Source organism: Methylobacterium sp. J-048, assembly GCF_022829515.1.
In the GTDB taxonomy this organism is placed as follows: Bacteria; Pseudomonadota; Alphaproteobacteria; order Rhizobiales; family Beijerinckiaceae; genus Methylobacterium.
Map to the genome: position 1 here is coordinate 1 of NZ_JAKSYL010000134.1, position 23,533 is coordinate 23,533.

The 23,533-nt window shown below is 68.0% G+C and carries 29 protein-coding genes; 19 read left to right on the plus strand and 10 right to left on the minus strand.

Translation table 11 applies throughout. From position 1 onward, the window contains the following. A partial coding sequence (locus tag MKL09_RS12090; protein ID WP_244020410.1) for a hypothetical protein occupies nt 1–209 on the plus strand: 209 nt, incomplete at its 5' end. Then, entirely contained in the window at nt 209–1,042 is an 834-nt protein-coding gene (locus MKL09_RS12095; protein ID WP_244020412.1) for a phage regulatory protein/antirepressor Ant, read from the plus strand. The genes MKL09_RS12090 and MKL09_RS12095, both read left to right, overlap by 1 nt. A gap of 57 nt (nt 1,043–1,099) precedes the next feature. Here MKL09_RS12095 and MKL09_RS12100 read toward each other — a convergent pair whose 3' ends face one another. From MKL09_RS12100 to MKL09_RS12125, 6 genes are all read right to left on the minus strand, one after another. Beyond that, nucleotides 1,100–1,531 (minus strand): DUF6634 family protein, encoded by a 432-nt coding sequence (locus tag MKL09_RS12100; RefSeq protein ID WP_244020414.1) that lies wholly within the window; start codon nt 1,529–1,531, stop codon nt 1,100–1,102. A 51-nt stretch (nt 1,532–1,582) separates the two neighbouring features. Beyond that, nucleotides 1,583–1,894, minus strand: a complete 312-nt coding sequence (locus MKL09_RS12105) for a hypothetical protein (RefSeq protein WP_244020416.1) — start codon at nt 1,892–1,894, stop codon at nt 1,583–1,585. After that, on the minus strand, nt 1,891–2,502 hold the full coding sequence (locus MKL09_RS12110) for a hypothetical protein (protein ID WP_244020418.1): 612 nt from the start codon (nt 2,500–2,502) through the stop codon (nt 1,891–1,893). Before MKL09_RS12110 ends, MKL09_RS12105 begins: the two co-directional genes overlap by 4 nt. Nucleotides 2,503–2,539: 37 nt before the next feature. Next, complete coding sequence (locus MKL09_RS12115; RefSeq protein WP_244020420.1) at nt 2,540–2,788, minus strand: hypothetical protein; 249 nt, start codon at nt 2,786–2,788, stop codon at nt 2,540–2,542. A 35-nt stretch (nt 2,789–2,823) separates the two neighbouring features. After that, entirely contained in the window at nt 2,824–4,464 is a 1,641-nt protein-coding gene (locus MKL09_RS12120) for a hypothetical protein (RefSeq protein WP_244020421.1), read from the minus strand. A 192-nt stretch (nt 4,465–4,656) separates the two neighbouring features. Further along, the gene (locus MKL09_RS12125) at nt 4,657–4,944 is read right to left on the minus strand and encodes a helix-turn-helix domain-containing protein (RefSeq protein ID WP_244020422.1); all 288 of its coding nucleotides are present in this window, start codon (nt 4,942–4,944) and stop codon (nt 4,657–4,659) included. A gap of 278 nt (nt 4,945–5,222) precedes the next feature. Here MKL09_RS12125 and MKL09_RS12130 point away from each other — a divergent pair, with 278 nt between their 5' ends. From MKL09_RS12130 to MKL09_RS12170, 9 genes are all read left to right on the plus strand, one after another. Next, nucleotides 5,223–5,834, plus strand: coding sequence for a hypothetical protein (locus tag MKL09_RS12130; protein WP_244020423.1), 612 nt, complete (start codon nt 5,223–5,225; stop codon nt 5,832–5,834). Then, nucleotides 5,831–6,115 (plus strand): hypothetical protein, encoded by a 285-nt coding sequence (locus MKL09_RS12135; RefSeq protein ID WP_244020424.1) that lies wholly within the window; start codon nt 5,831–5,833, stop codon nt 6,113–6,115. Before MKL09_RS12130 ends, MKL09_RS12135 begins: the two co-directional genes overlap by 4 nt. A 1-nt stretch (nt 6,116) precedes the next feature. Continuing rightward, nucleotides 6,117–6,326 carry a hypothetical protein gene (locus MKL09_RS12140; RefSeq protein ID WP_244020425.1) on the plus strand — a complete coding sequence of 70 codons (210 nt, stop codon included), beginning with the start codon at nt 6,117–6,119 and terminating at the stop codon, nt 6,324–6,326. Nucleotides 6,327–6,328: 2 nt separating this feature from the next. Beyond that, complete coding sequence (locus tag MKL09_RS12145; protein ID WP_244020426.1) at nt 6,329–6,481, plus strand: hypothetical protein; 153 nt, start codon at nt 6,329–6,331, stop codon at nt 6,479–6,481. A gap of 396 nt (nt 6,482–6,877) precedes the next feature. Continuing rightward, nucleotides 6,878–8,461, plus strand: a complete 1,584-nt coding sequence (locus MKL09_RS12150) for a hypothetical protein (protein WP_244020427.1) — start codon at nt 6,878–6,880, stop codon at nt 8,459–8,461. A 1-nt stretch (nt 8,462) separates the two neighbouring features. Then, nucleotides 8,463–8,618: a hypothetical protein gene (locus tag MKL09_RS12155; protein ID WP_244020428.1), complete on the plus strand. Its 156-nt coding sequence runs from the start codon at nt 8,463–8,465 to the stop codon at nt 8,616–8,618. Beyond that, nucleotides 8,615–8,884 (plus strand): hypothetical protein, encoded by a 270-nt coding sequence (locus MKL09_RS12160; protein ID WP_244020430.1) that lies wholly within the window; start codon nt 8,615–8,617, stop codon nt 8,882–8,884. Before MKL09_RS12155 ends, MKL09_RS12160 begins: the two co-directional genes overlap by 4 nt. Nucleotides 8,885–9,116: 232 nt before the next feature. Beyond that, the gene (locus MKL09_RS12165) at nt 9,117–9,416 is read left to right on the plus strand and encodes a hypothetical protein (protein WP_244020432.1); all 300 of its coding nucleotides are present in this window, start codon (nt 9,117–9,119) and stop codon (nt 9,414–9,416) included. Nucleotides 9,417–9,429: 13 nt separating this feature from the next. Then, nucleotides 9,430–9,666 carry a hypothetical protein gene (locus MKL09_RS12170; protein ID WP_244020434.1) on the plus strand — a complete coding sequence of 79 codons (237 nt, stop codon included), beginning with the start codon at nt 9,430–9,432 and terminating at the stop codon, nt 9,664–9,666. A gap of 63 nt (nt 9,667–9,729) precedes the next feature. Here MKL09_RS12170 and MKL09_RS12175 read toward each other — a convergent pair whose 3' ends face one another. From MKL09_RS12175 to MKL09_RS12185, 3 genes are all read right to left on the minus strand, one after another. Continuing rightward, entirely contained in the window at nt 9,730–10,863 is a 1,134-nt protein-coding gene (locus MKL09_RS12175; RefSeq protein WP_244020435.1) for a hypothetical protein, read from the minus strand. Then, complete coding sequence (locus MKL09_RS12180) at nt 10,860–11,375, minus strand: DUF4365 domain-containing protein (protein ID WP_244020436.1); 516 nt, start codon at nt 11,373–11,375, stop codon at nt 10,860–10,862. Before MKL09_RS12180 ends, MKL09_RS12175 begins: the two co-directional genes overlap by 4 nt. Nucleotides 11,376–11,454: 79 nt before the next feature. After that, the gene (locus MKL09_RS12185) at nt 11,455–12,954 is read right to left on the minus strand and encodes an integrase arm-type DNA-binding domain-containing protein (RefSeq protein ID WP_244020437.1); all 1,500 of its coding nucleotides are present in this window, start codon (nt 12,952–12,954) and stop codon (nt 11,455–11,457) included. A gap of 510 nt (nt 12,955–13,464) precedes the next feature. Here MKL09_RS12185 and MKL09_RS12190 point away from each other — a divergent pair. The 8 genes from MKL09_RS12190 to MKL09_RS12225 all read left to right on the plus strand — a co-directional run bounded on the left by MKL09_RS12190 (nt 13,465) and on the right by MKL09_RS12225 (nt 22,022). Then, the gene (locus MKL09_RS12190) at nt 13,465–14,733 is read left to right on the plus strand and encodes an O-antigen ligase family protein (protein WP_244020438.1); all 1,269 of its coding nucleotides are present in this window, start codon (nt 13,465–13,467) and stop codon (nt 14,731–14,733) included. 481 nt (nt 14,734–15,214) lie between these two features. After that, nucleotides 15,215–15,856 (plus strand): glycosyltransferase family 25 protein, encoded by a 642-nt coding sequence (locus MKL09_RS12195; protein ID WP_279605842.1) that lies wholly within the window; start codon nt 15,215–15,217, stop codon nt 15,854–15,856. A gap of 468 nt (nt 15,857–16,324) precedes the next feature. After that, on the plus strand, nt 16,325–18,007 hold the full coding sequence (locus MKL09_RS12200; RefSeq protein ID WP_244020440.1) for a hypothetical protein: 1,683 nt from the start codon (nt 16,325–16,327) through the stop codon (nt 18,005–18,007). After that, nucleotides 18,004–18,405 carry a DCC1-like thiol-disulfide oxidoreductase family protein gene (locus MKL09_RS12205; protein ID WP_244020441.1) on the plus strand — a complete coding sequence of 134 codons (402 nt, stop codon included), beginning with the start codon at nt 18,004–18,006 and terminating at the stop codon, nt 18,403–18,405. Before MKL09_RS12200 ends, MKL09_RS12205 begins: the two co-directional genes overlap by 4 nt. A 210-nt stretch (nt 18,406–18,615) precedes the next feature. Further along, entirely contained in the window at nt 18,616–19,377 is a 762-nt protein-coding gene (locus tag MKL09_RS12210; RefSeq protein ID WP_244020442.1) for a 5-oxoprolinase subunit PxpA, read from the plus strand. After that, nucleotides 19,374–20,117, plus strand: coding sequence for a 5-oxoprolinase subunit B family protein (locus tag MKL09_RS12215; protein ID WP_244020444.1), 744 nt, complete (start codon nt 19,374–19,376; stop codon nt 20,115–20,117). The genes MKL09_RS12210 and MKL09_RS12215 overlap by 4 nt, the downstream gene beginning before the upstream one ends. Next, nucleotides 20,114–21,130 (plus strand): biotin-dependent carboxyltransferase family protein, encoded by a 1,017-nt coding sequence (locus MKL09_RS12220; RefSeq protein ID WP_244020445.1) that lies wholly within the window; start codon nt 20,114–20,116, stop codon nt 21,128–21,130. Before MKL09_RS12215 ends, MKL09_RS12220 begins: the two co-directional genes overlap by 4 nt. A gap of 103 nt (nt 21,131–21,233) precedes the next feature. Continuing rightward, the gene (locus MKL09_RS12225) at nt 21,234–22,022 is read left to right on the plus strand and encodes an aldolase (protein WP_244020446.1); all 789 of its coding nucleotides are present in this window, start codon (nt 21,234–21,236) and stop codon (nt 22,020–22,022) included. On the opposite strand, the gene MKL09_RS12230 is transcribed toward MKL09_RS12225, so the two are convergent. Then, the gene (locus tag MKL09_RS12230; RefSeq protein ID WP_244020447.1) at nt 22,023–23,309 is read right to left on the minus strand and encodes a lytic murein transglycosylase; all 1,287 of its coding nucleotides are present in this window, start codon (nt 23,307–23,309) and stop codon (nt 22,023–22,025) included. Between the last annotated feature and the right edge of the window lie 224 nt (nt 23,310–23,533).

A 23,533-nucleotide genomic window follows, 5' to 3' on the forward strand; every position in this document is an offset into this window, starting at 1 on the left:
TCGTCTACCTCGACGGGAAGCTCACGCCCTGGACCTACGGAACCCAGGCCTACGCCGGATCCGACGTGAACGATGTCGCCGAATACATGGAGCACGCCGGTCTGGAGCAGGGCCTCGTCGTTGGTGCGCCGAGCGTCGGGCGGCACCTGCGGATGGGCGAGGGCGTGCGCTTCGTCGCCGTCCCGTTCGCCGACGAGAGGGCTGCCTGATGCCCGCCACCTCGACCGCCATCGCCCTGTTGCCGCCCGCGACCGTCGTCCCGGTGATCACGCCCGTTTCCGGCGTGCCGATGACGAACTCCCGCAACGTGGCGGCCATGTTCGGCAAGCGCCACGACAACGTCCTGCGGGACATCAGGGGCCTCCTCAATTTTGAGGGGGCCCCCTCCGACCTGTTCGTCGAGTCGGCATGGACAGATCCGGCCAACGGGCAGACCCACCCTCAGTACCTCATGACGCGTGACGGGTTCGCCCTGCTCGCCATGGGATTCACCGGCACCCGCGCGACCCGGTGGAAGCTCGACTTCGTGGCAGCCTTCAACCGGATGGAGGCCGAGCTTCGCCGGCAGCGGGACGCGGACAGCGACCTCGACAACGACAAGGTCCTCAAGCGCCTGCTCCTCGGCCGCATCGAGCGCATCGAGGTCCTGGAGGCAAAGGTCGAGCAGCAGAACCAGGCTCTCGCCGTCGCGGCGCCGAAGGTCGAGGCCTACGACTCTTTCCTCGACAACCGCGGCCACACCAATTTGCGCACCGTCGCGAGGGTGCTCGGGATCGCGCCGGGCACCTTCTTCGAATGGGCCAAGGGCAGGAAATACATCCACGTCGAGGACGGTGAGATGCAGCCGCGCTCTGATCTGACCGACCACTGCATGCGCGTGATCTTCCACGACAGGAACGGCCGGCCGCGCCCCCAGACCGTCGTGACCAGAGCGGGCGTGGTCTTCTTCCAGCAACGTTGGGCGGCCCATCTGCTGCGCGAGCAGAAGATGGCGATCGCCGCGCTCGCCGCCGTCCAGCAGCCCCGGCTCGCCGGCATCTGACCCGGCTGAAAATTCAGCTGCCCCCGAGGGCGCCGGTCGCGAGGCCGGCGCCCTTTCTCATGAGCCGTAACCCTGAGGTTCCGGCAGGTCATCGCCCGGATCCCAGCCTGCAGGCGGCTGCGGAGGCGGAACGGACGCGAGCCGATCGACGAGTTCATCGAACGCTGTTTCAGGCGATATCGTCGGCTCCGCGCGCGGCTCGCCCGTACGATAGAAACGCCCATGCGTCCGGATCCAGCCATCCCCGCGGGCAAGGATCGGGCTTGTCATCACCGGCCCGTCGGCAAGCATCGGGTGCCCGGTGCACCGCCCGTACAGGGCCGGCTCGCCGGTGCCGGGGTACGTCGTCTCGACATAGTCCGTCATGAAGGGCGCCGCGGCGAGCGTCCGCTCGTCGGGCGTCCAGCCAGATCCAAGGAGGTCCTGATCCCGCGCTGCGTCGGCGCGACGCTTGGCGATCTCGGCGAGGGAAAGGTGGCGGAAGCGCATTGGGGGTTCTCCTTCGCTTGATGGTGGTCGGCGGGCACGAATCCCACACCTTCACGGGCAGAGCCGGCCCGGCGGCTGCGGCCGGTACCGGGTGCCGTCGTGGATCAGGTCACCGCCCGGCTCGACGGCGAGGTCCGTGTCGTACGGGACCTCGGCCCCGCTTATGCCGTAGCAATGCGGGGCGGTGACCTGCCCGCCGACGTAGACCGCCCCCCGGCAGTCCATGAGGTCGATGCCGAGCGTCCCGGGCGCGGGACCGACGGTGATGTCAGGCAGGCCCGGGGCGCAGTACCGGCCGGGGGCGGGCTGCGCGGCCGCGGCGACCGGCATGGCCACCAGCAGGGCGATGAGGGTCCGGGTCATGCCGCTGCCCTCCCTTCCGCGCACCTGTCGCACTGGCAGCGGATCCAGCTGCCGCGGCGCAGCTTCCCGGGCCGTCCGCAGTCCTCACAGATCCAAGCGCTCAGCATGTCGACCGCCTCGATGAGGTCCTCGGTGACTTGGGAGTCCTCGTCGGCGTGCCAGTCCCAGCGGGCCTGGCCGAACTTCTCCTTCGTGTCGATGGTCGTGAATCCGCGGGGGAGCCCGGCGCGCGTGAGAGCATCGGCCCCGGCTTGCCAGAGCCAGTACCATCCAGGACCCGTCGACGGTGCCATGCGCCCAAAGACACGCCTGTGCCGGCGCGTCAGCTGCTCATCCCAGTCCCTGGGGCAGCGCGGCGTGCCGTAGCGCCACCGCGCTTGCAGCGTGCGCGCCAGGACGTCCAGGATCACGGGACCGGGCACGGGACCGTCGGATGGCCCCCCGCCGGGCTTGCGGACTTGGGCGCGCTCCGTCGCGAGGCGGGGCGCCGTCCAGCGGATGACGGGACCTCGCCTGTTCGGCACTATGGCGGTGATCTCGATCGAGGCGCTGCCCCCGTAGCCCTTGAGGGCACGGGCCGCGATGAGCATGAATTCGTCGAACAGCATGACGTCCTCCTTGGGCGCGGGGGGCCGCGGATCCGTTTCATGAGCGGGGGGCTCCGCGGTCCTCGCCGGGCGGCAGGGCCGTCGTCAGGACGAGGAGGAGCTGCGCGAGCAGGCGCAGGTCTCCGGAGCCGGCGCGTTCCGTGGCGTAGGCGCGGGACCCGTGGTCGAGGACGACGACGACGGCGGCGGCCAGCTCGGGGCGGATCGCCTCCCGGTGGCGAGCGCCGCGCACTGATTCGCGGGCAGCTTCGAGCACGGGCAGGCGCTTTCGGGCATGAAGGGTCATGTCAGATCTCCAGGGATGGGGGCGTTGGGGTGGGGTCAGTGACGGGCGCTGAACCGGTCGCGGCTCGCGAGGACGGTCTCGACCATCCGGCGGAGCGGCCGCATCGAGCCGCCTGCCCACGGGATCAGATCGAGCTCCTCCGGATCCAGGTCCGGGCACCAGGTCGCGTCCAGCCCGCGCTCCCGGCGTAGATCTTCCAGGATCGCCGCCGCCACGACCGGGAGGTCCTGCTCCCTCGGGGCGGGCCAATGCAGCGCCGGCGCGCGGTCCAGAAGCGGGCCCACGATCCCACCGGTTCCGTTGGCTGTCAGGATGTACGAGACGGCCGACAGATCTACCGGGGCCTCCAGCGCCGGGTCGTGCACAGAACGTGCGGTGTGCTTTTCGAGGCAGGGTAGGATCGTCTCATCGAGACGGCCCCACCTCCGGGAAGTGCCGGCCTTTTCGACTTCGTCGACGATGATGCCGACTGAGGCCTTCTGCGCCCGCAGGATCGCCTGAGCGCTCGTGGATACGCGCCAGGATCCCCACTGACGACTTGTGCCGGCAAACGCGCCGCCATCCATTTGCCCGCCAGCACTATAGAGCGTCACGTCCAGCCCGGCGGTTTCGAGCGCAGCCCTGGCGAACGCAGTCTTCCCGAAACCCGGCCCGCTCACCAGGATTCGAGGGCGGAACCCGGCGCACAGGGCGCCGACGAGGTCGCCGGCGTACGCCTCGATCACTTCGGGTGCCCACGGGAATCGCGCCAGCAGCGCCGCCGAGAACGCTTGTGGATCCGGGGGCGCCACGAGCGGCATCGGCTTCTCGGCGTAGGCCTCGACGAGGGCCCGGGGGCTATCGCCGCGGTCCTGCTGGGACGCCGAAGGCTTGGGCAGGTGGCTCAGCTTCGGGAACACGACGAGCGTGCGGGGCCCCTTCGCTTCCGCCGCGCGCTTGTCGGCCTCGGCTCGATGGCGCTGTGCGGACTGAGCCTCAGCGAGGATCTGGTCGAGCGACGCTAGGTCTGCCGGATTCGCCTGCTGCCCCGCGCTGCCGCGCAGGATGGCGTCCTCGTCGTCCAGCATCCGCTCGGCGCCAGCGATGACGGTCCACGCCCGCAGCCAGCTCTCCGCTCGGAAATCATAGGCGGCGAGGCGCGCGTAGACCGGGCCCCCGACGTAGCTGCCCTCCAGGGCGTCCTCCTGCGCGTCGGAGGCGTAGAGACAGGCGGCGCGAAATGCGAGGTAGGCCTGCGGGAAATGCCCCGTGTCCGCCCATCCGGTTGCGCTCTCCAGGGCGTCGGCGGCACAGCGTGCGGCCGCGTCCTTGGAGCCCATGTGCCACTGATGGAAACACAGCAGGTCCGCGACTTCCAGGCAGCGGGTCCGAGACATGTCAGGCACGTCCCGGCGGAGCGCGGCCTCGACGCGCCGGAGCGTGACAACCGTCGGGTTGTCGACCGCGCGGCGGATCGCGGCCAGAACCGGGTCCGGTAGCACGAGGTCGAACAGCGGCGTCAGTAGCAGCCGCGCGTCCTCCCGGGCGGACCAGAGCACGAACTCACCGCCGCGCAGGTGACAGGCGCGGTCGAGCGGCATGTCCGGGGCCTTGGGGCCGGAGAGCTCGGAGGGATTGAGCATGACGGCGCGCACGGCGGACATGCTCGCGCCGAGGCGCTGAGATTCGCTGGTCATCGGAGGACACTCGCAAGATGAGAAAGCAGGACGCGGCGAGGCCTGAGCTGTTAGCTCAGGCGGCGGTCAAGGCTTTCAACATCGAGCGGGCGTGGATCACGGCGGAGTCCTTCCGAGTAACGAGGATCACTAAAGCCTGGACGGGGCGACTTGGCTAGATGCCGACTTCGAGGTTGGTGTGCGCATCCTTACTCACATCCACGAAAGTAGCTTGTAGATCTCGCTCTCGTCCGCATCATCATTCTGTTGCCGGATGTCCTCGAAGGTGGGGCGCGGCCGGTGGACGGTCAGCCGCATGTCCAGGCCGAGCACGTGGAGCACGCGCAGGACGCGGTGCATCGAGGGCTCCATGATCTCCTCGTTCTCGAACCGGGCGAGCCACGACAGGCTCACGTCCGCCTGCGCTGAGAGCCGGCGCTGTGAGAGACGGCGGTGGATCCGGGCGGTCCGGACCTTCTGACCGAGGCTGAAGATCTCCATGCAGCGGACGGTAGCGCCCCGGGCTGTAAGGCACCGGCTCGACAGCCATGTGCCAACATGCCGCATAGGCGCAAGTCGGCCTGATCGCCGGTTTACCTCGTAGCGCGCGCTCCCACGAATCAGTCCGCTGTAAGAATCCTTCGCTGGCGTCCAGGCCGAATCGTTCATCGGGTGGCAGAGTCCCCTGGGGAACAGGACAGCAGGGGGCAGAAGGCATGTGATATTACAACGAGCTTCCACACGCCGCTCGCACCGCATTCCGAAACGCCGTCGGCGCGGTGCGGAACGAGGAACATGAATGCCCCATCCGCGACGCCTTCGAGCGGCTCGGCATCAAGGGTCTCGATATCATCCTGACGCACACCGCCACGCAGGTGGACCGCGTCCTGTACGAGTTGCATCGCCTAGAGGGTGATGGTCCCGGCGAGGTTGCTCGACTCCTTTTCGGCACCGCTTGCGTGAACGAGGTCCTGTCCCTCGCCTCCGACGTGTTCGAGGAGACGGAGTGCCTTAGCCACAGTCGCGAGCAGCGGATCATCGCGCGCATCGCGAAGGGCACGCACACGCTCGCAGACATCGACTGGATCCGAAGCCGGGCCGGGGCCCTAACGGATGACCGGCTCCTGGAGATGCGGCCGTTCGACGGCGGCGATAGCGAGGCCAAAGAGCTTAACCGCAAGGTGGTGCGCGGTCGGGTTCCACACACCTGCCACTGGATCCAGCAGACGATCCAGCCGGGCGAGCGGCACCTCGTCATAAAGGAGGTCGTCGAGGGGGAATTCCTGACGACGCGGCACAGCCTGGTCGCTGTCTACCTCGACGTGATCGGCGAGGATCCGGGGCTCGCCGGCCACCTCGCCCCGAAGCCGATCGACGAGGTGGCGGCATGAGCGCGTCACTCGATCCCGCCCTGCAGGCGAAGCTCGCCCGCCGGTTCTCCGGTCAGTCCGGATTCCAGTCATGGCTCGCCCGGCAGGGCGGGACCCCCGCTCCGGCCCCGAAGGCCGCCGCCCCCGAGCCGACGGTCGGCTCGCACTGGTCCGACGAGGACGGTCCCGTCCGCGTCATGGCTGTCGTCGAGGGCTACGTCGTCGCGCGCCGGAAGGGCGCGATGCCGTTCTCGTCCTCGGCGCGGGACTTCGCTGCCGCCTTCAAGCCGGTGGAGGGCTGACATGGCCGAGGCAGAGCACAACCCGGAGCTGCGGACGCCCATAACCCGCTGGGAGGTGGCGATCGTCTACCGGGACGGCCGCCCCGACAGCGTGCTGACCCCGCCGGGCGGCGTCCCTGAGGAGGAGGCGATCTCGGTCTACCGGACCTACCGGGACACGATCGACCGCCGCGAGGGCGTGGTCGGCACCTTCCCGGCGCGGGAGGGCTGATCATGACCTCGATCCCGAACGCGTACGAAAAGTCCGGCTTGGACGAAGACAAGGTCTTCGAGATCGTCAGGACTGTCGCCCACATGAGCCTGGATGCGAGGCGGCTGTTCCACGAGCATGTCGCCGACATGCTCACGGATATGGCGCACGAGTAATCCCACCGCCTCGCCGCCCTCCGCGCGAAGTCCGACATCGAGCTCATCAAACAGGCCATCGGGATCGGGCATTTCGATTCCGATGGGATCCTCAAGACCCTGCGGGAAGGAGGATTCCTGCGCGGCGAAGATCTGGTCACCGTCTACCTCGCAGGCTGGGCAGCGTCGGGTGAAGGCTACAACGCCGAGCACACGCCCGAGGCCGTCAACGAGATCGGCTTCATCTATAAGATGACCGACGAGATCCTGGAAATCATCGGGCGGGAGGCTGCCTGACCATGATGATGTTCTTCCTCATCTGGGCTGCCCTCTCGTTCCCCGCTGGGGTCCTCATCGGGAAGGCGATCGCCTGGTGGCAGCGGCCGACCTCGGCGCCGGTGCGGACGGGGGAGCTCGATGTCTGTGCGCGCTCCCGCGACCGACCTCGGCACGGCCAACCGTATCGCCGCGGATGACGGCGGATACTGGGTCAGGCTTGTCACCAAGCAAGCGCTCGATCGCGAGGGCGCCTGCATGGAGAACTGCCTCGGCCGTGGCGATTACGACGACAAGGCCGGCGACGAGTCGATGACGTCCGACGCCATCTGGTCGCTGCGCAAGGCCAACGGCGTCTCCTACGTCGCGATGGAGATCGAGAACCTGCGCATCGGCAGCGCGCTTGGTCCGCACAACTCTCAGCCGTCCGGCTGGTCGATCCGGCAGGTCCGGCACCTCATGGCTGCCTTCCGCGAGGCGGGTGCGGAGCTTCGGATTGGAACGGCCGCGATCCTGGTCGGTGCCGACGGCGGAACGTGGTGCCCGGACAAGGCTCCGCCGGAGGTCCTGCAGGCGGAACGTGAACGCGAGGAGCGGGCGAACGCCGAACGCAGTGCCGCGCTTGAGGCGCGGCACTGGGAGGCCATGCCAGGATCACTCCGAATGATCTTCGGCCGACCCTCGGCGGAGTGGGATCCGAATGCGGGGATCCCGGAGGATCCGGTTCAGGCCGCAACCATCCCGTTCGTGCTGCGTGAGATGGCGTCGCTCCCGATCCCGATCGTTAGGTACGGGATCGACGAGGGCGGGGCGGTCTGGGGTGCCGCGTTCGTGCGGTTCCACCTGCAGAACGGCGCGTCCTTCGGCGTGCGCGTCGAGGCCTTGATCGAAGCCCGGGATCCTGCGGCGATTCTGAACCTGATCAGGCGCCGGGCAATCGAGGTCATCGGCGACGGGACCGTTGCCACGGCCCCCGCGCCAGTTCAGCCGCGTGGCATCGCTCGCGTGTGGCTCGATCGCGGCACCATCACTGCGGAGATGTCGGACGGCGAGAACATCCCGCTGACGCATATCATGGGTTCCGAAGTCACGACCGTCGCGGCGTACGACGATTTCGGTCGGACGCTGATGGTCAAGCTGTCCGATGAGACCTGGCATGAGGTCCCGCACCCGGCACCTCGCCCGGTGCAGGGAATCACGCTCGGCGTGGACACCCAGCTCAGGAATCGCATCCCTTCCGCCATGTTCCCTGACGAGGTCGACACTTGGCGCCAACTAGTGCCGTTCTCTCCGCACAGCTTCATCCGCCCCGACACCGTGGCTGAGGTCCTCCTGACCGTCAGGGAGGAAACCCCACAGTGCCAGCACGAGTCCACCCGGATGATGCGCGGCACCTTCCGCGCGAATCCTGCCGGCACCTTCGCGCTGTTGCGTTATGAGACCGGGGAAGTGATCGAGCCGACCGTCGAGATCACCCGCGTGGCTCAGTCGGAAACGCTTGGCAGAGACGCACGGATGGAGGTCGAGTGTGTGGCGCGCCGCGTGCGCAGCTACTTCGACTCCCCGCGCGGCGCCACGCGCATCGTTCGCAGCCTAAGCGGGGCTGCACTCCTGTTGCGGTCTCATTTCAGCACCGAGGGCTCGGACGGAATGAGGGCCGCTATGGCCGCGATCCGAGTCGTCGGGCCTGACGATCAACCCGACAATGACGAGGAGGCGGCCTGACATGGGCACGGTCTGGCTGAAGGAGCGCTACGCCCCCACGGACTTCCAGCCGCAGCGCCAGGCGCGCCTTCAGGTGATGTTCGCCAAGCGGATCGAGCACGCCGTCAACAGGGAGCGCCGCAACGACCGGCGCCGGTCCGGGAGGACGCGGGGATGAGCCACACCGTCTGCATCGAGGTCGAGCTGATCAGCGCGACAGACCGCGCCGTGAAGGTGCGGCCGCTCTCCACGCCGGTGCTGGCGCACTGCCCCCCGGGGCACTGGGTCGACCGGGAATCCGTGCAGCTGGACCAGATCCGCATTCCGGACGGCTTGCCCAAGATGGCGCCTAAGTTCGTGCCGGGTGCGCTGTCCCCGTCGTATCCGGTGCTCCTCGCGACGCTACCCCGAGGCGTCGCCGACCGGTTCGGGTGGTCGGCATGAAGAAGAGCCACGCCCTCCGGCACCGCAAGCTCGCCGCCCGACGCCGGGAAGCCCCATCGAACCGGACACCCCGTACCGCGCGGCCCCGGCAGGTCGACATCTATCGGGGGCTGGACTGGGGCGGGCCGATCGCGCCGCCGGCGTTCGGGATGCCGGCGTTCGGGGGCAGCCGGTACATGGCGCTACCGTACTCGATGCTCCCCTCCGGCAGGATGATGATGGGAGCTCGGGCATGATGTCGAAAGCCTGCGCATTCTGCGGCCTCCACCTCTACCGGGACTGTCAGAGCGAGGAGGCGGCGACCGAATGCAAGGCCGACCGGATCCAGCGGGCCCGGGACGCCACGCCGATCGGCGAGGTCGCCAAACTCGGCCTCATCAAGTTCCACTCGCAGGACGACATGCGGGACCGCTTCTACCACGTGGTCAACGACCTCCGGGCCGCCGGCTGCATCGTCGACCTGTGGCTCATGGATCTCGCCACGGTCATGGGCGAGCACGGCTACGAGATGACCATCCGGAGGACGCGATGACCGACACCCCCGCATGCTGTCCCGAGAGTGGGATTCCTTCGCCGCGGCGTGCGAACTCCAGGACGCCCTGGAGATCCAGCGTCGCGAGATGAAGCGTGCCTTCATGGCCGGGGCCCGCTCCTACTCGGGCCTCGTCATGCGGCACGCCTCGGACGGCGACGAGGTGACCGAGATCGACCTCGCCATGATGGAGGCACTGGAGGTCGAGATGGCCGCGTTCCTGAAGAATGTCATGGAGGGGCGGGCGTGAAGCCGAAGGTCCTGCGCGCGTTCCGCGTCGTGAACAGGGTGCCGCATGCTCGCGCGGCTCGGCTCAGAGCAGAGTGAAATCGCGCGGGTTTTCGAGCCGCCAGAACCGCCCCGGCGGCTTGAGCTCGCCATGAATCGAGACCATGCGCCCTGTCTTGTGAGCATCGACGGCCTGCAAATACTCCTCCGGCGGCAGCGAAACTCGCACCCGGATCATGCCGTGCTCGTCGCTGTCCCACTCGACGATCACGTCCTGCGTCCCGGAGATGCTGAAGAGGTCGCTCGGATTTTCATTGGAGTGGAGCGTGCGGATCAGGCCGATGATCGTACGGCGCCGCTCGTCGTCGGAGTGGCGGAGGGCCTTAGCCGCCTCGCGCATGATCTCGGCCGATAGCGCATGCCTGATCTCGAACGAGGGGGCCGCCCCCACGTCTTCGGGCACGCCCCACTCGGGCGAGAAGACGATGTCGATGCGCACCTCGCCGGCGTGCGGGACCTCTACCAGCCCAGCGAGCTCCTCGCAGGCGTTGGCGTTGAGGCCCGCCTCGTAGCCCCGCACGATCTCCGCGGGGTCCTGATGAGCGATCGCCCCCTCAATGAGGCGCAGCCCGCGTGCAAGCCGGTGCACGGTGCGGCGCTCCAATGGCAGAGCAGGCGGCGCCCCGTTCCCCGGCTCCATCGTATGCGGCCCGACCGGGCTCTCGACCGTGAACCCAAAGCTTCCGCGGAAGGTGTGCCCGAACCGGCATTCATCGGCGTAGCGCTGAGCCACGCTGTCGACGCGGTTGAAGTAGGAGGTGGCGTGCAGCTCGGAATGGGCAGAGGCGGCAAGCAGGCGGGCCATGCGCCGGATGAACTCCTCCGCGGTACCGAGCTTAATCGTGTCGTGCCGAATGACCGAGTCTGGCAGCCGCGACTTGATCAGGTCGTAACTGATCGAACGGATCGCCGCGATGACTGCAGCCATGTCCCGGTCTTCGAGGGCGGTCAGCGCTCGAATTGCTTGGCCAATCCGTACCTGGGTATCTCTAGCCTCCGGCGTGCCAGGCAAGAGTATCTCTATCTCATCATCCCGGGGCCCAAGCGCGAACAGCTCAAGGCCACTTGGCAGCGTTTGCCTGTGCCAACCGGCGGTCGCCAGGTAGCGCTTCAGTGAGCCGAGCGGGACGCGCTCGATATCGTCGGGCTCGCTGGTCATCGGCCTGCCAAGGCCTCCTCGCGGGCGAGCGTCATGATGTCCTGTAGGGACTCTGGTGTCAGCAGGTTCCCACGGGGGATCCGGATCCGCCGCTTCGACACATTATCAGTCGGCGGCTCTTCGGTTCGAAACCAGTAACAGCAGTGCCTGAGGTACATCTCCGTTTCGGATCCGGTCAGCCACTGGATCTCATCCCGAGGTAGGCACAGGAGGATCAGGATAGTCATGACCTCACCGGGCTCGCGTTCAGCGATTGTCCGGTGAGCGCGCGCCTCAAGATCATAGACGACGTGCTCGTCCTCGCGCTCCCAGTCGACGCTCGCCTTCATCTGGAATCTGACGGGATTCCCGGTTTCGACGCGCTCCCGTCCGCGCATCTTCACTCGATAGAAATAGCCGTCGATCCCGTAGTCGAAGATGGGCTTGGCAGCGATGTTTAAGCCGGCGCGGCCAGCCAGAGCATGGACGTACGCGAGCGACAGGGCCTCCTGCGTATGCTCGCGGCTGATCAAATCCCTGCCCCGGCGAGACCCCTCTTGCCGCTTGGCATACCATGCAACCTGAGGGAGTCTAGCCGAGACGCTACGACGGCTAGGCCAGCACCCGGAACCGGGCCGCCTCGCGCTCGTAGGCGGCGAGGACGTGCTGCACCCAAGGCTCCATCCCGGCAGCCTTCAGCGGCAGGCGCTGCGCCTTCGCGTAGACCCGCCGGGTGATGTCCTCGATGCGTGCCTTCTCGTCGTCCTGCCCCTTGTCCTTAGAGTGCGCCAGGATCGCCGAGGCGGCCCCGCCGAGCCCCTCGTCGTCGAGGTAGGTGCCGAGCGTCCGGCGGGCGTCGTGCGGGGTCCAGCGCCGGATCCCGTAGCGCTGGAACAGATCACCGAGCGGGCGCGAGACCTTGGACCCCGCCTTGCCGTCCTTTTCCTTGCCCTCGATCCGGTAGAAGAACTGCGTGTAGCCGGACGGCGTGACGTGCTTGCCATCGATCCGGCTCGGGAACACGAACGGCGATGCCGGGTCGGCCCCGCACCGCGCGATCGCCTCGACGGCGGCCGGAGGAATCGGCAGCGCGTGCGGCTTGGATGCACGCCGCCCGCCCTTCATCTCCTGCCCGGTCCACGTCCAGACCTGCCAGGCCGGCCGCCCGTCGAGCCCGATGATGCCGGCGCGCCGGGTCCGGCCCAGCGCGCCTGTGCGCTGCCCGGTCAGAACCACGGCCCACAGGGCGGCGAGCGTCCCCGGCTCGGTCTGCTGGTCGTTCCCCCCGAGGCACCGGTGGTGCTCGGCGACGAGCAGCGTGCGGACCAGCTCCTCGACGGTCGGCGTGTGATCCCGCGCCGTCGAGCTGTACTGGATCGCCCATTGCTCCTGCCACCACGGGTACCGCTGGTCGGACAGGCCGGACCGGGTCCCGTGGTAGCGCCACGCCCACGTCAACGCCTCCTTATTCTGCGCGACGACTCGCGCCGCGGCCGAGACGGTGCGGGATTCGGCGACGCGATCGCGGAGGGATTCGAGGTTCGCGATATCGAGGTGCTGCAGCTCGCGGTTGGCGATCGGCTCGAACTCAGGCCCCTGGTGATAGGCCGCGTACTTCGACCGGTAGCTCTCCCGCAGGCCCGGCAGCTTCGCGGCGAGGAATTCCGCCTGGAGGTCCTGCCACTGCCAGGGCCCGCGCAGGCGCCGATCGGCGGCCGAGGGGAACGGCTCGCTGATCGGGAAGGCCACGTCGACGGCGTGCGCCAGGTCCGCGCCCTTGGCCATCTGGCGCTCGAAGATGCCAACGTCATGGCGGGGGTCGACGCCAAGCTCCACGTCCCGTCGGGCTCGGGCCGCGGCCTCCCGCGCGGCCGGCAGGTTCAGCACGTCCATCGACCCGAGGCGGATCGTGCCCTTGCGGTGACGCAGGTACCAGGTCCCGGCGGCACGGGTGACGCGCAGGGTCAGGCCCGGCGTGTCGGTGTCGAGGATCTCGGCCCCCCGGCCCTCAAGGGCGCCGGAGCGGATCATCGAGGCAGCGCGGGTCAGCGTCGCCGCTGTCATCCGCACGCGCTCGCGGGCATACGTGCCCCGGCTTGTCGTCTCGCCCATCGCCCCCGTCCCCCCCGGATACAACGGGGATACAACAGAACTATCCCGGCCATGCAACGCAGCGGACTGCGCAGTCACGGGGAAAACCCTATTTCGAGCAATGATTTGGTGAGGGTAGTTAAGAGGATTTCGGGTGGGGCTACCAGTCCAGGATATAGCTTCCCAAGCTGAATGTCGTCGGTTCGATCCCGATCGCCCGCTCCACTGTTTCCCCCGATCCTCATTGAGCTGATCCGTCGCGAGAGCGTGCTGCTCTCGTGGATCATGGCGACCGCCTGGCCCAGCCGGCGGCGGACTTTACCGTTTTGTACAGGTCAGACGCTCGGCCGAGCGAACACGCCGACACCTGAGCCGGCCTACCTCGTTTGGCGGAATCGGCCGGGCGGTGCGCGCGGTTAGAGTCGCCCTCCGTAGGGAGTCGCTGGCACAGAGCGGGCGAGTAGTCTGGGGCTGGGTGCGATGGCGTTTCGGCGAGACATGACGGGCTTCGGGCCTGGGGATGCCGCGCCGATGGCCTGGCTTATGCCCGGCGGCGGCGACAACTCCGGCCGGCAGGTGGTGGCCCGCCCCGGAGGCCGCCAAAGCGGGTCGGATGCTCTACCGCGGCTCGGGGCCGCCGCAACTCCCTGGATCCTGCTGATCATGCTGGCGCCGGTGAGCGGCGAGCAAGTCAAGCTTCCGGGGGTGGACAAGTTGATCTGGCTGGGCGCCGACCTGGCGGCCTTCGCCTTCCTGGTCCTGCGACGTGATCTCGCCAGCACCTTGTTCGGAAGCCGGCCGCTCATCCTGCTCTGGCCGGCCCTGGCCATCCTGTCGGCGACCTGGTCCCTGACACCCGGCATTTCGGCCTATCACGGCCTCCAGCTTCTCGCCACGATCGTGGCCGGCATCGCCCTGCGCACCACGGTCGGGCTATCCGGTATCGTCCGCATCGTCTTCCTCGGGCTCCTGGGGGGGCAGATCCTGTCGGCCGTGCTGGGCGTCGCCGCGCCGAGCATGACCCGCGGGCCGGGCGGGGAATGGTCGGGGGTCTATCCGCACAAGAATGTGCTCGGAGGCCTGATGAGCCTCCAGCTTCTCTGCGCCGCCTGTCTGTTCCTGCAAGGCTGGCAGCGCATGTTGACCGGGGCAGCCTTTGTCGGCGCGCTGGCGCTGCTCGTCTCGTCCCATTCCGCGACCGCCCTGGTGGCCGGCGTCCTGGGACTCGCACCGCTCAGCGTCATCATGGCGTGGCGGCAGGGAAACCTGGTCACGGGCTTCTGCCTGGGCGTCGCCATCGCGCTCGCCGGCATCGGCATCCTGGTGGCGGCGACTTACGGTGCGGACCTGTCCACCAGGCTGCTCTCCGATCTCGGCAAGGACTCGACGCTCACCGGTCGCACGATCCTCTGGCAGTTCGGGATCGATCAATTCTGGCGGGAACCTTTCATCGGCGTCGGCTACAAAGCCTATTGGGAAAGCCCGATCACAACCGCGCCGTACCTGCACTTCACCACACAGCAAAAACTCTGGTTCTTTCATAATAATTTTATCGACGTTGCTGTCGCATTCGGAGTCGTCGGCCTCATCGTGTTCGCTTGCGTGATACTCGACTCCGCGCGACGGGTCGTCCGGCACTTCGCGCGTTCGCCGGGCTATATCGAGGCCTGGCCGATCTTGTTCCTGACCCAGACCATGCTGCTCGTCTGTTTCGAATGCCCACTCTTCGTGAATCACGGGCTGCATCAATTCTTGCTGGCAGCCATCCTGCCTGTTCTCCGGCCGCGGGTGCCCACCTGACGGATCGTCGAAGCCGGTGCAGGATTTGGAATGCGTCGATAACAATACGGACTGCCGAAGCACTAGAGTACAACCTGGAAACGTATTGGCCAGACGTAGTCAAAATTTTGCTCGGTATATAGGCAATATGTTGCAAAAATAATCTGCTGATACTTAGTATTTATGCCGGATAGTCGATTTGAAACCCAAAGCATAGAGTCAAGATGGCTCAATTCGCAATCGAAAATTCCGGATGCAAACCTGGAGAATTCGAAATTATCGGTATTTTCTGCGCATCATTATTCAATACGATCGTTACTTGATAATTTTATGAAAATCTGTTGAATGAATTTTAGTGTTCAGGCAATGCCCGGCATAAAAGGCTGAAATCATGTGCTGCATTGCAATATCCCTCCCGCGATTCTGCGAGAGACACGCCTATATTTCTCGGCACCTCCAGACGATCTGGGGGCCGGATTTCGAGATCGTAGGCGTCGACGGGATGGTGGCGGGTCGAGATGCGTCATCTGGCTCCAATCTGAGCGCGGGTCAGGTCGGCTGCGCCCTGTCGCACTTGGCTGCCTACGAGGTGATGGTCGCTCGCAAGATGCCGTGGGCGTTGATCGTCGAAGACGACGCAGTGCTCCCGCCCGACATCCAAGATACCCTCGTCCGGGTCGAGGCGACCCTCCGCCGGGGCGACGTCGTCCTCCTCTACAACCGGCCGCAACACCGCGCCGCTTTCAGTACCGTGAACGCCGACGTGATCGGCGATTATCGGTTGTGCCTGCCCATGAGCATGGCCGGGCTCGGGGCCGCGGCGGCTTACGTGATCACCCGGCAAGCTGCGGAAGGCATCCTCAAAGTGAACCGGCCGATCGTCGCCGCGGCGGACAATTGGGAATACTTCTACGAGCACAAGGCGATTGCGCGGGCGCGAGTGATGTCGCCGAACCCGGTCTCACTCAAGCCCTTCGAATCCACGATCTTCACGTCCGGGTCGAGGATCGGCGTCCTCATGAAAGGCAGCCGCCTGCTTCAACCGCTGCTTGCGGCCAGACGCAGGTTCCTGACCGCGCGCATGATGGGCAATACGGTGCTGGTGGATGAAGTCTCGCCTTACGCGAACATGTCGCCGCAATAGTAAAAAGACCGAATCCGTCCGCATTCTTCATTGCGATGCTGGCAGGCGCGAACGTCCATGGGCATGATTGTCCAGGGTAGTCGAGGCGTGCAGGTTCCCGGATGCCTGGAAGATTTGCAAAAGGTGCCTCGCAACCCGAGGGAGAGAACACCGCGAAGTCCCTGTCGCGTTTTGAAACGGGTGACGGCTCAATGGGCCGGCGGCCCCGCGTGATCGCGGCTCACAGTGCCGCGGCCTCGTCTCGAAGGGCCGGTCGTATCCGAAAGGCGTATCCGGAATCCTCCGAGTTTGTTCTCGATCCCGCCCGATCCCGTGCAACCCTGGGTTCCGAAGCGCGGAAGGGTCGAGGCCGTTCGGCAGAGGGGCGAGGACGCCCCGGCGGTCCCGCCGCCCCCGCGCCTTCAGGAGCCGCCTGGTCGCCGCGCTGCCGCTGCGCCCGTCACGATCCTCTGGCAGCGAAGACTGACGATGATCCGATCGCTCTTGAGTTCAGCTCCGAACGGGACCGTCCCTCTCGGGGCATCTCCCCTCACCGGCCCGGTCTCGTTCGCGGTTGCGCGGCCGTATCTCATCGTGCTCGCGCAGACCATCGCGCTGCTGATGATGCTCAAGCTGTCCCGGGTCATCGACGAGCGGAACAACTTCTACATCATCGTGCTGCCGCTGCTGCTGTCCGCCGCGATGGTGCGCCGGACCTATGCCGCCTCCGACAGAGCCGCCATCCGGCTGCTGCAGCTGATCGGCGTGATCTCGGGAGCCTATGCGCTCGTTCACTACCCGCTCTTCCCGATGGTCGAGCAAGGTTTTAAGGCGACGGTGACGCTTTGGGCCATCGTGATCCTCTGGGTCGCCGCTGTGGCGTCCGGAATCCTGTGCCTGCGCTGGCCGTCGCTCGGCGTGGTGGGCGCGGCCTACCTGGTCTGGAGCAAGGTTGCCGTCATCCGGGTGACCGGGCTCTGGCACGGGCATATCATCGACGTCGTGCCCCTCGCCGAGGTCAGCTTCTGCCTGCTCGCCGGCCTCGCCGTCATCGCGCTGACGGAGCGCGTGAGCGCCCGGCCGGGCCTGAGCGGCCCCGCGACGAGCGACATGGCGACCGCAAGCGCGCTGTTCTCCAAAATCCTGATCGCGGCGGCGATCAGCATCCATCTCGGGAACTACTATTCGTCGTTCCTGGCCAAGGTGACGCTGGATGCCGGCCCGACCTCCTGGCTGCTGGCGAACGACCCCGGCAAGCTGTTCAGCGTCGGCCTCGACAACAACCACGTGTTCTACGCCAGCTGGTCCTGGCTGGTGGAGGGCATGCGGGCGATCCTGAGCCATGCCGGGCCGGTGACGAACGCGCTGATCCTGCTCGGACAGGGCGCGGCACTGGTGGGCATCCTGATGCCGCAGCGCTGGCTCCTGCTCCTGCTGCTCGGCTTCGACGCGATGCACCTGTCCATCGTGATCGTCATGGGCGCCAATTTCGCCCCGTGGATCCTGTTGAACCTGGCGATCGGCGCCGTGGTGGTGAGCCGCCACTACCAGCGGCCGCCGCTCTTGGTCGGGCTCTTCTCGGTACTGTTCATCCTCACCGACAACAGCTTCATGACCCAGGCGCGGCTCGGCTGGTACGACACCGCCGCGAACAACAAGATGTACTTCCAGGCGGTCGATAAAGACGGCGGACGGCATTACGTCCCGACGAACTTCTTCACCTTCTACTCGTATCCCTTCGCCCACATGGCCTACGGATCGCCGGACGCCGAGACCGCCTTCGCCCTCGACAACCCGAACGGCGGAACTCAGGTCTACCGCAAGGTGCTGGCTTCGCTGACCTGCGACGTGCCGGTCCTGACCACCCGGGACGATGCCGGGCAGGAGCTTTCCAAAAACGAGATCGACCGCCCCGCGGTCGATGCCTATGTCCGGGGCTATCACGGCCTGGTCAGCCGGATCGCCGATACGCTGGGGTCATTTCCCCACGCGCTCTACCCGCACCACTTCTTCGTCCCGCTCCAGCACGGGGCTAGCTTCGACGGCGTGCCCTTGAAGAATATCGTCGCCTACATCTACCGGCGAGAATCCGTCTGCCTCAGCCTGCAGGACGGCATGCCGGTCCGCCGGTTGGTCTCGGAAGCCGAGCACCGGATCGACCTGAAGCCATGAGCGACGCCGCCCTCACGGTCGTCTACGACGGCGAATGCCCGTTCTGCAGCAACTACGTGCGCCTGATGGCCCTGCGCCGGTCGGTCGGCGCGGTGGCGCTGATCGATGCCCGTTCAGGCGGCCCGATGGTCGCGGATCTCGCCCGGTGCGGCTATGACCTCAACAACGGCATGGTCGTGCGCCACGGCCAGACCCTCTACTACGGCCCGGATGCCTTGGTTCTGCTCTCGACCCTCAGCGAGGACCGGGGCGCGGTCGGCCGAACCCTGGCGCGACTGCTGCGCAACCCGTCCCGCGCCCGCCTGCTTTATCCGGTGATGAAGCTCGGACGCCGTGCGACGCTGGCCCTCCTGGGCCGCAAGCTCATCGCGCAGGCGGATCCCGGGCTGCCGCGCTGAGACCGGCCGCCCGCTCGGGCCGCCCTCTGATCCCTCGAAAGAAAACCCATCCGGCATCGGCCTTGCTCATGCCCCCGCATCCACCCCGCCGTCGACACGGCGCTCTCGACTTCTGACCGTCGCGGGTGTGGAACGAGCAGATCCGGTCACGATGCGCGCCGCCTCGCCTGCATGGCCGGACGGCGCCGCAGCAGGAAGGGGACGAGTCCGTTGGCCAGCGTGGACCTGAACTCCGATCTCGGCGAGGGCTACGGCGCCTATGCCTGCGGCGACGATGCGGCAATCCTCGGCATCGTCACGTCTGCCAACGTCGCCTGCGGCCTGCATGCGGGCGATCCCGAGATCATGGCGAGCACCTTCGCGCTGGCGAAAGATCGGGGCGTGGCGGTAGGCGCCCATCCGGGCTTCCCCGATCTCTGGGGCTTCGGACGGCGGCGGATGCCGTTCAGCGCGCCCGAGATCGAGCGGCTGGTGGCCTATCAGGTCGGCGCCGCCCAGGCGCTCGCGACGTATGCCGGCCACCGGATCACCTACGTGAAGGCCCACGGGGCGCTCGCCAACCTGGCCGCCGAGGATCGCGCGGTCGCCGACACCATCGCCAAGGCGGTCCGGGCGGTCGATCGCGACCTGGCCCTGCTCGCCATCGCGCTCACCGCGCAAGTTGCGGCCGGCGAGGCTTACGGCTTGGAAGTCTACCAGGAGATCTTCGCCGATCGCGGCTACACTGACGAGGGCCTGCTGATCCCGCGCAACCAGCCCGGCGCCCTGATCACCGAGGCCGACGCGGCCGCCGAACGGGTGCTGCGCATGGTCGAGGGCGGGGCGATCCTCACCGCCTCCGGCAAGACGCTGCCGACCCCGATCCGCTCGATCTGCGTCCACGGCGATTCCGCGCACGCGGTCGCCACGGCCCGGGCGGTGCGCGCCCGCCTGGAGAGCGCCGGCGTGACCCTGGCGCCGTTCCGGCCATGAGCGGGACTGAGAGCGGGAGCGAGCCCCGGCTGCTCGATTCCGGCGAGGCTGCGTTGGTGATTGAGTTCGGCAGCACCGTCGATCCGGCGATCAGCGACCGGGTCCTGGCGCTCGACGACGCCCTCGGCGCCGACCCGCTAGACGGCCTGCGCGAGCGTGTGCCGACCTACCGCTCGCTGATGCTCCACTATGACCCGCTTGTGCTCGACCGGGCGGCGCTGGCCGAGCGCGTCCGGACGCTGGTCGCCGGGGCCGTGGCGCGGGCCGGCACGCCGACCCTCTGGACCCTGCCCTGCTGCTACGACGCCCCGCACGGGGAGGACATCGGAGCGGTCGCCGAGCGCACCGGCCTGTCCGCCGAAGCGATCGTGGCGACCCATGCCGGGGCGACCTACCGGGTCTACATGTACGGGTTCGCGCCGGGCTTCGCCTATCTCGGCGGCCTGCCCAAGACCCTGGCGGTACCCCGACGCGCGAGCCCGCGACCGCCGCATCCGCGCAACGCCGTGGTGATCGGCGGCGGCCTCGCCGCGGTGGCGACGGTGCCGATGCCGACCGGCTGGTACGTGATCGGCGCGACGCCGGCCCGGCTCTACGCCCCGGAGCGCGAGACAAGCTTCTTCGTCGGCGCCGGCGACGTGATCCGGTTCGAGCCGGTCGACGTCGCGACCTTCGACGCTCTGACGGCCCGGGAGGCGGCCGGCGAGCCGATCGCCCGCCGTGGAGTGGCCGTCCGATGAGCGCCCTCGTCATCGAGTCCGCCGGGCCCGGTGTCACGCTGCAGGACGGCGGCCGACACGGCTACCTGCGCTACGGCATCACCGCCGCAGGCCCGATGGACCCGCTGATGCACGCCACCGCCAACCGGGCCGCGGGCAATGCCCTCGACGCCACCGCCATCGAGGTCTCCACCGGCGGCATGACGGTCACGGCCGAGGGCGGGCCGCTCGGGATCGCGATGGTCTCCCGAAGCTTCCGAATCGCCCTCGACGGGGTCGCCCTGCCCGACGCGGTCGCGCTAACCCTGGAGCCTGGCCGGACACTGACGGTGCGCGCGGGCGCATCCGGAGCCTGGGGCTACTTGGCCGTGCAGGGACGCATCGACGTGGCGCCGGTGCTTGGATCGACCGCGACACACACCCGCTCCGGCCTCGGCGGCCTGGACGGGCGCGGGCTCGCGGCCGGCGACCGCCTCCCGGTGGCCGAAGCCCGGCCGGGCGAGGCCTTGCCGCAGCGGCTGGTTGCCCCCTGGCTCGACCGGAATCCCGAAACAATCCGGGTCGTGCTCGGCCCGCAGGACGATTATTTCGCCGCCGACCAGATCGACGCCTTCCTGGCTGGCCCCTGGACCGTCTCGCCCCGCGGCGACCGCATGGCCTGCTTCCTGGACGGTACGCCGCTCAAGCACGCCAAGGGTCACGACATCGTCTCCGACGGGGTTGCGATGGGCGCGATCCAGGTGCCCGGCAACGGCCTGCCGATCATCCTGATGGCGGACCGGCAATCCACCGGCGGCTATCCGAAGATCGCCACCGTGATCGGGCCGGATCTCGGGCGCCTGGCCCAGGCACAGGGCGGGACGGGCCTGTCGTTCCGCAGCGTCACCGTGGCCGAGGCGGTGGCGGCCCGCCGGGCGGAGCGCGATGTCCTGCGCGAACCCGTTCCGCGCGATCCCGTGGTGCGCACGGATTTCGCGTCCGACTTTTTGCTCGGGCTCAACCTCGTCGACGGCGTCACCGACGGACGCGCCTGAGCGTCTGCACGCAGGGGTGGTCCGCAGCGCCGCGCGACCGCGTAAGATGCCGGGCCGGCCGATTCCGGCCGCCCAGATTCGAACCGAGAGAAAGCCTTCCCGCATGGCGCACGCCGTCACAGCTTCTGGCACGCCGCCCGTGCGCAGCAACGAGCCCCTGAACGCGGACAGCGTCCGACGCGCCCGCATCGATCTGGCCGCCTGCCTGCGCTGGGCCGCGCGCAACGGCCTCGAAGAAGGGATCTGCAACCACTTCTCGGCGGTGCTGCCGGAGCGGCCCGACCTGTTCCTGGTCAATCCCTACGGCCTGGCCTTCGCGGAGGTGACGGCGTCGAGCCTGCTGCTGTGCGATTTCCACGGCAACGTCGTCGAGGGCGACGGCCAGCCGGAGGCGACGGCCTTTCACATCCATGCCGAGCTGCACCGACTGAAGCCGAATGCGCGGGCCGCCTTCCACACGCACATGCCCTACGCGACGGCGCTGGCCATGCTGGAAGGGCAGCCGCTGGTCTGGGCCGGGCAGACCGCCCTGCGCTTCTACGGCCGCATCGCCGTGGACGAGGATTACAACGGCTTGGCGCTGGATTCCCGCGAGGGCGAGCGGATCGCCCGCAGCGCCGGAGACGCCGACGTAGTCTTCTTGAAGAACCACGGCGTGATGGTGCTGGGCGAGACCATCGCGGAGGCCTGGGACGACCTCTACTACCTGGAGCGCGCCGCCCAGGCGCAGGTGCTCGCCATGAGCACGGGCCGCACCCTGAAGGTCGTTCCCGAGGAGATCGTGAAGCACGTGGCCGCCCAGGAAGCCGCCGGCCGCGCCGAGAGCGCGCGGCTGCACCTGGAGAGCGTCAAGCGCGTGCTCGCCCGGGACGAGCCGGCCTTTCTCGCCTGATCACGGCGTCGCTCGGATCCGCTCCAGCAGGGCGGCGTCGGCGTAGCCGTCCGCCGGCAGCCCGACCGAGCCCTGATAGGCCCGCAAGGCCGCCCGGGTTTTGGGGCCGATCTTGCCATCGACGCCGCCGCTGGCGTAGCCGCGCTCGGTCAGCCGGGACTGGAGGTCGCGGCGCTCGTCCCCGCTGAGGGGACGGTCGCCCCGGGGCCAATCGCGCGAAAAGCCCGGATCGCCGCGCAGGCGGTCCGAGAGCTGCGCCACGGTCAGGGCGTAGGCGAGCGCCGTATTGTAGCGCAGGATCACCGCAAAGTTCGGCCGGAGCAGGAAGGCGGGGCCGCGGATCCCCGCGGGCAGGATCAGGGTCGCCTGCGTGGCCTCGTCCGGGATGGCGCGGTCGTGGGCGGGCTTCAGGCCGAGATCCCGCCAAGCGGCGAGGCTGCGCGGCGTGGTCTCATCCGCGAGCGCAGCATCGAACCCCTCCGGCAGGACCACCTCGTAGCCCCAGCCCTCGCCGAACCGCCAGCCATGGGCGCGCAGGTAGTTCGCCGTGGAGGCGAGCGCGTCGGTGGCCGAGGTCCAGATGTCCCGCTTGCCGTCGCCGTCGAAATCGACCGCATGCTGCTGGTAGACGGTGGGCATGAACTGGGTATGGCCCATGGCGCCGGCCCAGGACCCGGTCAGTACGCCGGGCATCTTGTCGAGGGGCGCCTCGTCGCGGGCGAGGATCTGCAGGGCGGCGGTCAGCTCGTCGCGCCAGTAGGCCGCCCGGCTGGGATCACCGCAGCTCAGGGTCGCGAGCGAGCGGACCACCGGCTTCACCACCGCAAGATCGTCGAGCACGGTACCGTAGGTCGATTCCACGCCCCAGAAGGCGACGAGGGTGTAGCGATCGACGCCGTACCGGGCTTCGATCGCCGCGAGCGGCGTCGCCAGCTCGGCGAGCTTGCGCTGCCCGGCCTCGATCCGGGCCGGCGTGACGCTGGCCTCGATATAGTCCCAGATCGGCCGGACGAACTCGCCCTGGTTCCGGGTTGCGGCCAGCACGTCCGGGTTGGGCTCCAGGCCGCCCAGCTGCGCCTGCGCGACAGGCTGCGGCACGTCATGCGCCGCGGCCCAGGCGATCAGATCGGTGCGGCAGGTCTCGAAGGGTGGAGTCGGCGCTGGCTCCGGCGCCGCCACGGCCAGACCCGGAGCCAGTGCCAGGGCTGCGATCCCGAGCCTGAGGGCGCGAAGCCCCGTATGCCTGCCTTCGCGCGATTTAGGAGTCGACATGATGCGATCGTCCATCAGCGTCTCCAGCTCCAAACCTGACATGCGGTTTCTGGTCGAAGCGCCCCGCACCGTCATTGCGAGCGTAGCGAAGCAACCCAGGGCTGCGCGCGATCTCCGAATGTCGCGTTTCCCTAGGTTGCTTCGCTACGCTCGCAATGACGGCGAAAGGTCGATCAGCCGAGCGATCGACCAAGCCGTCTTACCGGCTGAACCCATCGGTTTCCAGGGATCGGCTGCCG

What these genes read in the sequence shown, in the direction of transcription:
- MKL09_RS12190 (WP_244020438.1), top strand. Translation starts at nt 13,465, where the DNA reads ATGGCCTGGCTTATGCCCGGCGGCGGCGACAACTCCGGCCGGCAGGTG.
- MKL09_RS12220 (WP_244020445.1), top strand. Translation starts at nt 20,114, where the DNA reads ATGAGCGCCCTCGTCATCGAGTCCGCCGGGCCCGGTGTCACGCTGCAG.
- MKL09_RS12145 (WP_244020426.1), top strand. Translation starts at nt 6,329, where the DNA reads ATGACCTCGATCCCGAACGCGTACGAAAAGTCCGGCTTGGACGAAGAC.
- MKL09_RS12125 (WP_244020422.1), bottom strand. Translation starts at nt 4,944, where the DNA reads ATGGAGATCTTCAGCCTCGGTCAGAAGGTCCGGACCGCCCGGATCCAC.
- MKL09_RS12225 (WP_244020446.1), top strand. Translation starts at nt 21,234, where the DNA reads ATGGCGCACGCCGTCACAGCTTCTGGCACGCCGCCCGTGCGCAGCAAC.
- MKL09_RS12170 (WP_244020434.1), top strand. Translation starts at nt 9,430, where the DNA reads ATGCTGTCCCGAGAGTGGGATTCCTTCGCCGCGGCGTGCGAACTCCAG.
- MKL09_RS12230 (WP_244020447.1), bottom strand. Translation starts at nt 23,309, where the DNA reads ATGGACGATCGCATCATGTCGACTCCTAAATCGCGCGAAGGCAGGCAT.
- MKL09_RS12110 (WP_244020418.1), bottom strand. Translation starts at nt 2,502, where the DNA reads ATGCTGTTCGACGAATTCATGCTCATCGCGGCCCGTGCCCTCAAGGGC.
- MKL09_RS12155 (WP_244020428.1), top strand. Translation starts at nt 8,463, where the DNA reads ATGGGCACGGTCTGGCTGAAGGAGCGCTACGCCCCCACGGACTTCCAG.
- MKL09_RS12175 (WP_244020435.1), bottom strand. Translation starts at nt 10,863, where the DNA reads ATGACCAGCGAGCCCGACGATATCGAGCGCGTCCCGCTCGGCTCACTG.
- MKL09_RS12150 (WP_244020427.1), top strand. Translation starts at nt 6,878, where the DNA reads ATGTCTGTGCGCGCTCCCGCGACCGACCTCGGCACGGCCAACCGTATC.
- MKL09_RS12195 (WP_279605842.1), top strand. Translation starts at nt 15,215, where the DNA reads ATGGTGGCGGGTCGAGATGCGTCATCTGGCTCCAATCTGAGCGCGGGT.
- MKL09_RS12135 (WP_244020424.1), top strand. Translation starts at nt 5,831, where the DNA reads ATGAGCGCGTCACTCGATCCCGCCCTGCAGGCGAAGCTCGCCCGCCGG.
- MKL09_RS12160 (WP_244020430.1), top strand. Translation starts at nt 8,615, where the DNA reads ATGAGCCACACCGTCTGCATCGAGGTCGAGCTGATCAGCGCGACAGAC.
- MKL09_RS12115 (WP_244020420.1), bottom strand. Translation starts at nt 2,788, where the DNA reads ATGACCCTTCATGCCCGAAAGCGCCTGCCCGTGCTCGAAGCTGCCCGC.
- MKL09_RS12100 (WP_244020414.1), bottom strand. Translation starts at nt 1,531, where the DNA reads ATGCGCTTCCGCCACCTTTCCCTCGCCGAGATCGCCAAGCGTCGCGCC.
- MKL09_RS12105 (WP_244020416.1), bottom strand. Translation starts at nt 1,894, where the DNA reads ATGACCCGGACCCTCATCGCCCTGCTGGTGGCCATGCCGGTCGCCGCG.
- MKL09_RS12185 (WP_244020437.1), bottom strand. Translation starts at nt 12,954, where the DNA reads ATGGGCGAGACGACAAGCCGGGGCACGTATGCCCGCGAGCGCGTGCGG.
- MKL09_RS12095 (WP_244020412.1), top strand. Translation starts at nt 209, where the DNA reads ATGCCCGCCACCTCGACCGCCATCGCCCTGTTGCCGCCCGCGACCGTC.
- MKL09_RS12200 (WP_244020440.1), top strand. Translation starts at nt 16,325, where the DNA reads ATGATCCGATCGCTCTTGAGTTCAGCTCCGAACGGGACCGTCCCTCTC.
- MKL09_RS12165 (WP_244020432.1), top strand. Translation starts at nt 9,117, where the DNA reads ATGATGTCGAAAGCCTGCGCATTCTGCGGCCTCCACCTCTACCGGGAC.
- MKL09_RS12215 (WP_244020444.1), top strand. Translation starts at nt 19,374, where the DNA reads ATGAGCGGGACTGAGAGCGGGAGCGAGCCCCGGCTGCTCGATTCCGGC.
- MKL09_RS12205 (WP_244020441.1), top strand. Translation starts at nt 18,004, where the DNA reads ATGAGCGACGCCGCCCTCACGGTCGTCTACGACGGCGAATGCCCGTTC.
- MKL09_RS12120 (WP_244020421.1), bottom strand. Translation starts at nt 4,464, where the DNA reads ATGACCAGCGAATCTCAGCGCCTCGGCGCGAGCATGTCCGCCGTGCGC.
- MKL09_RS12140 (WP_244020425.1), top strand. Translation starts at nt 6,117, where the DNA reads ATGGCCGAGGCAGAGCACAACCCGGAGCTGCGGACGCCCATAACCCGC.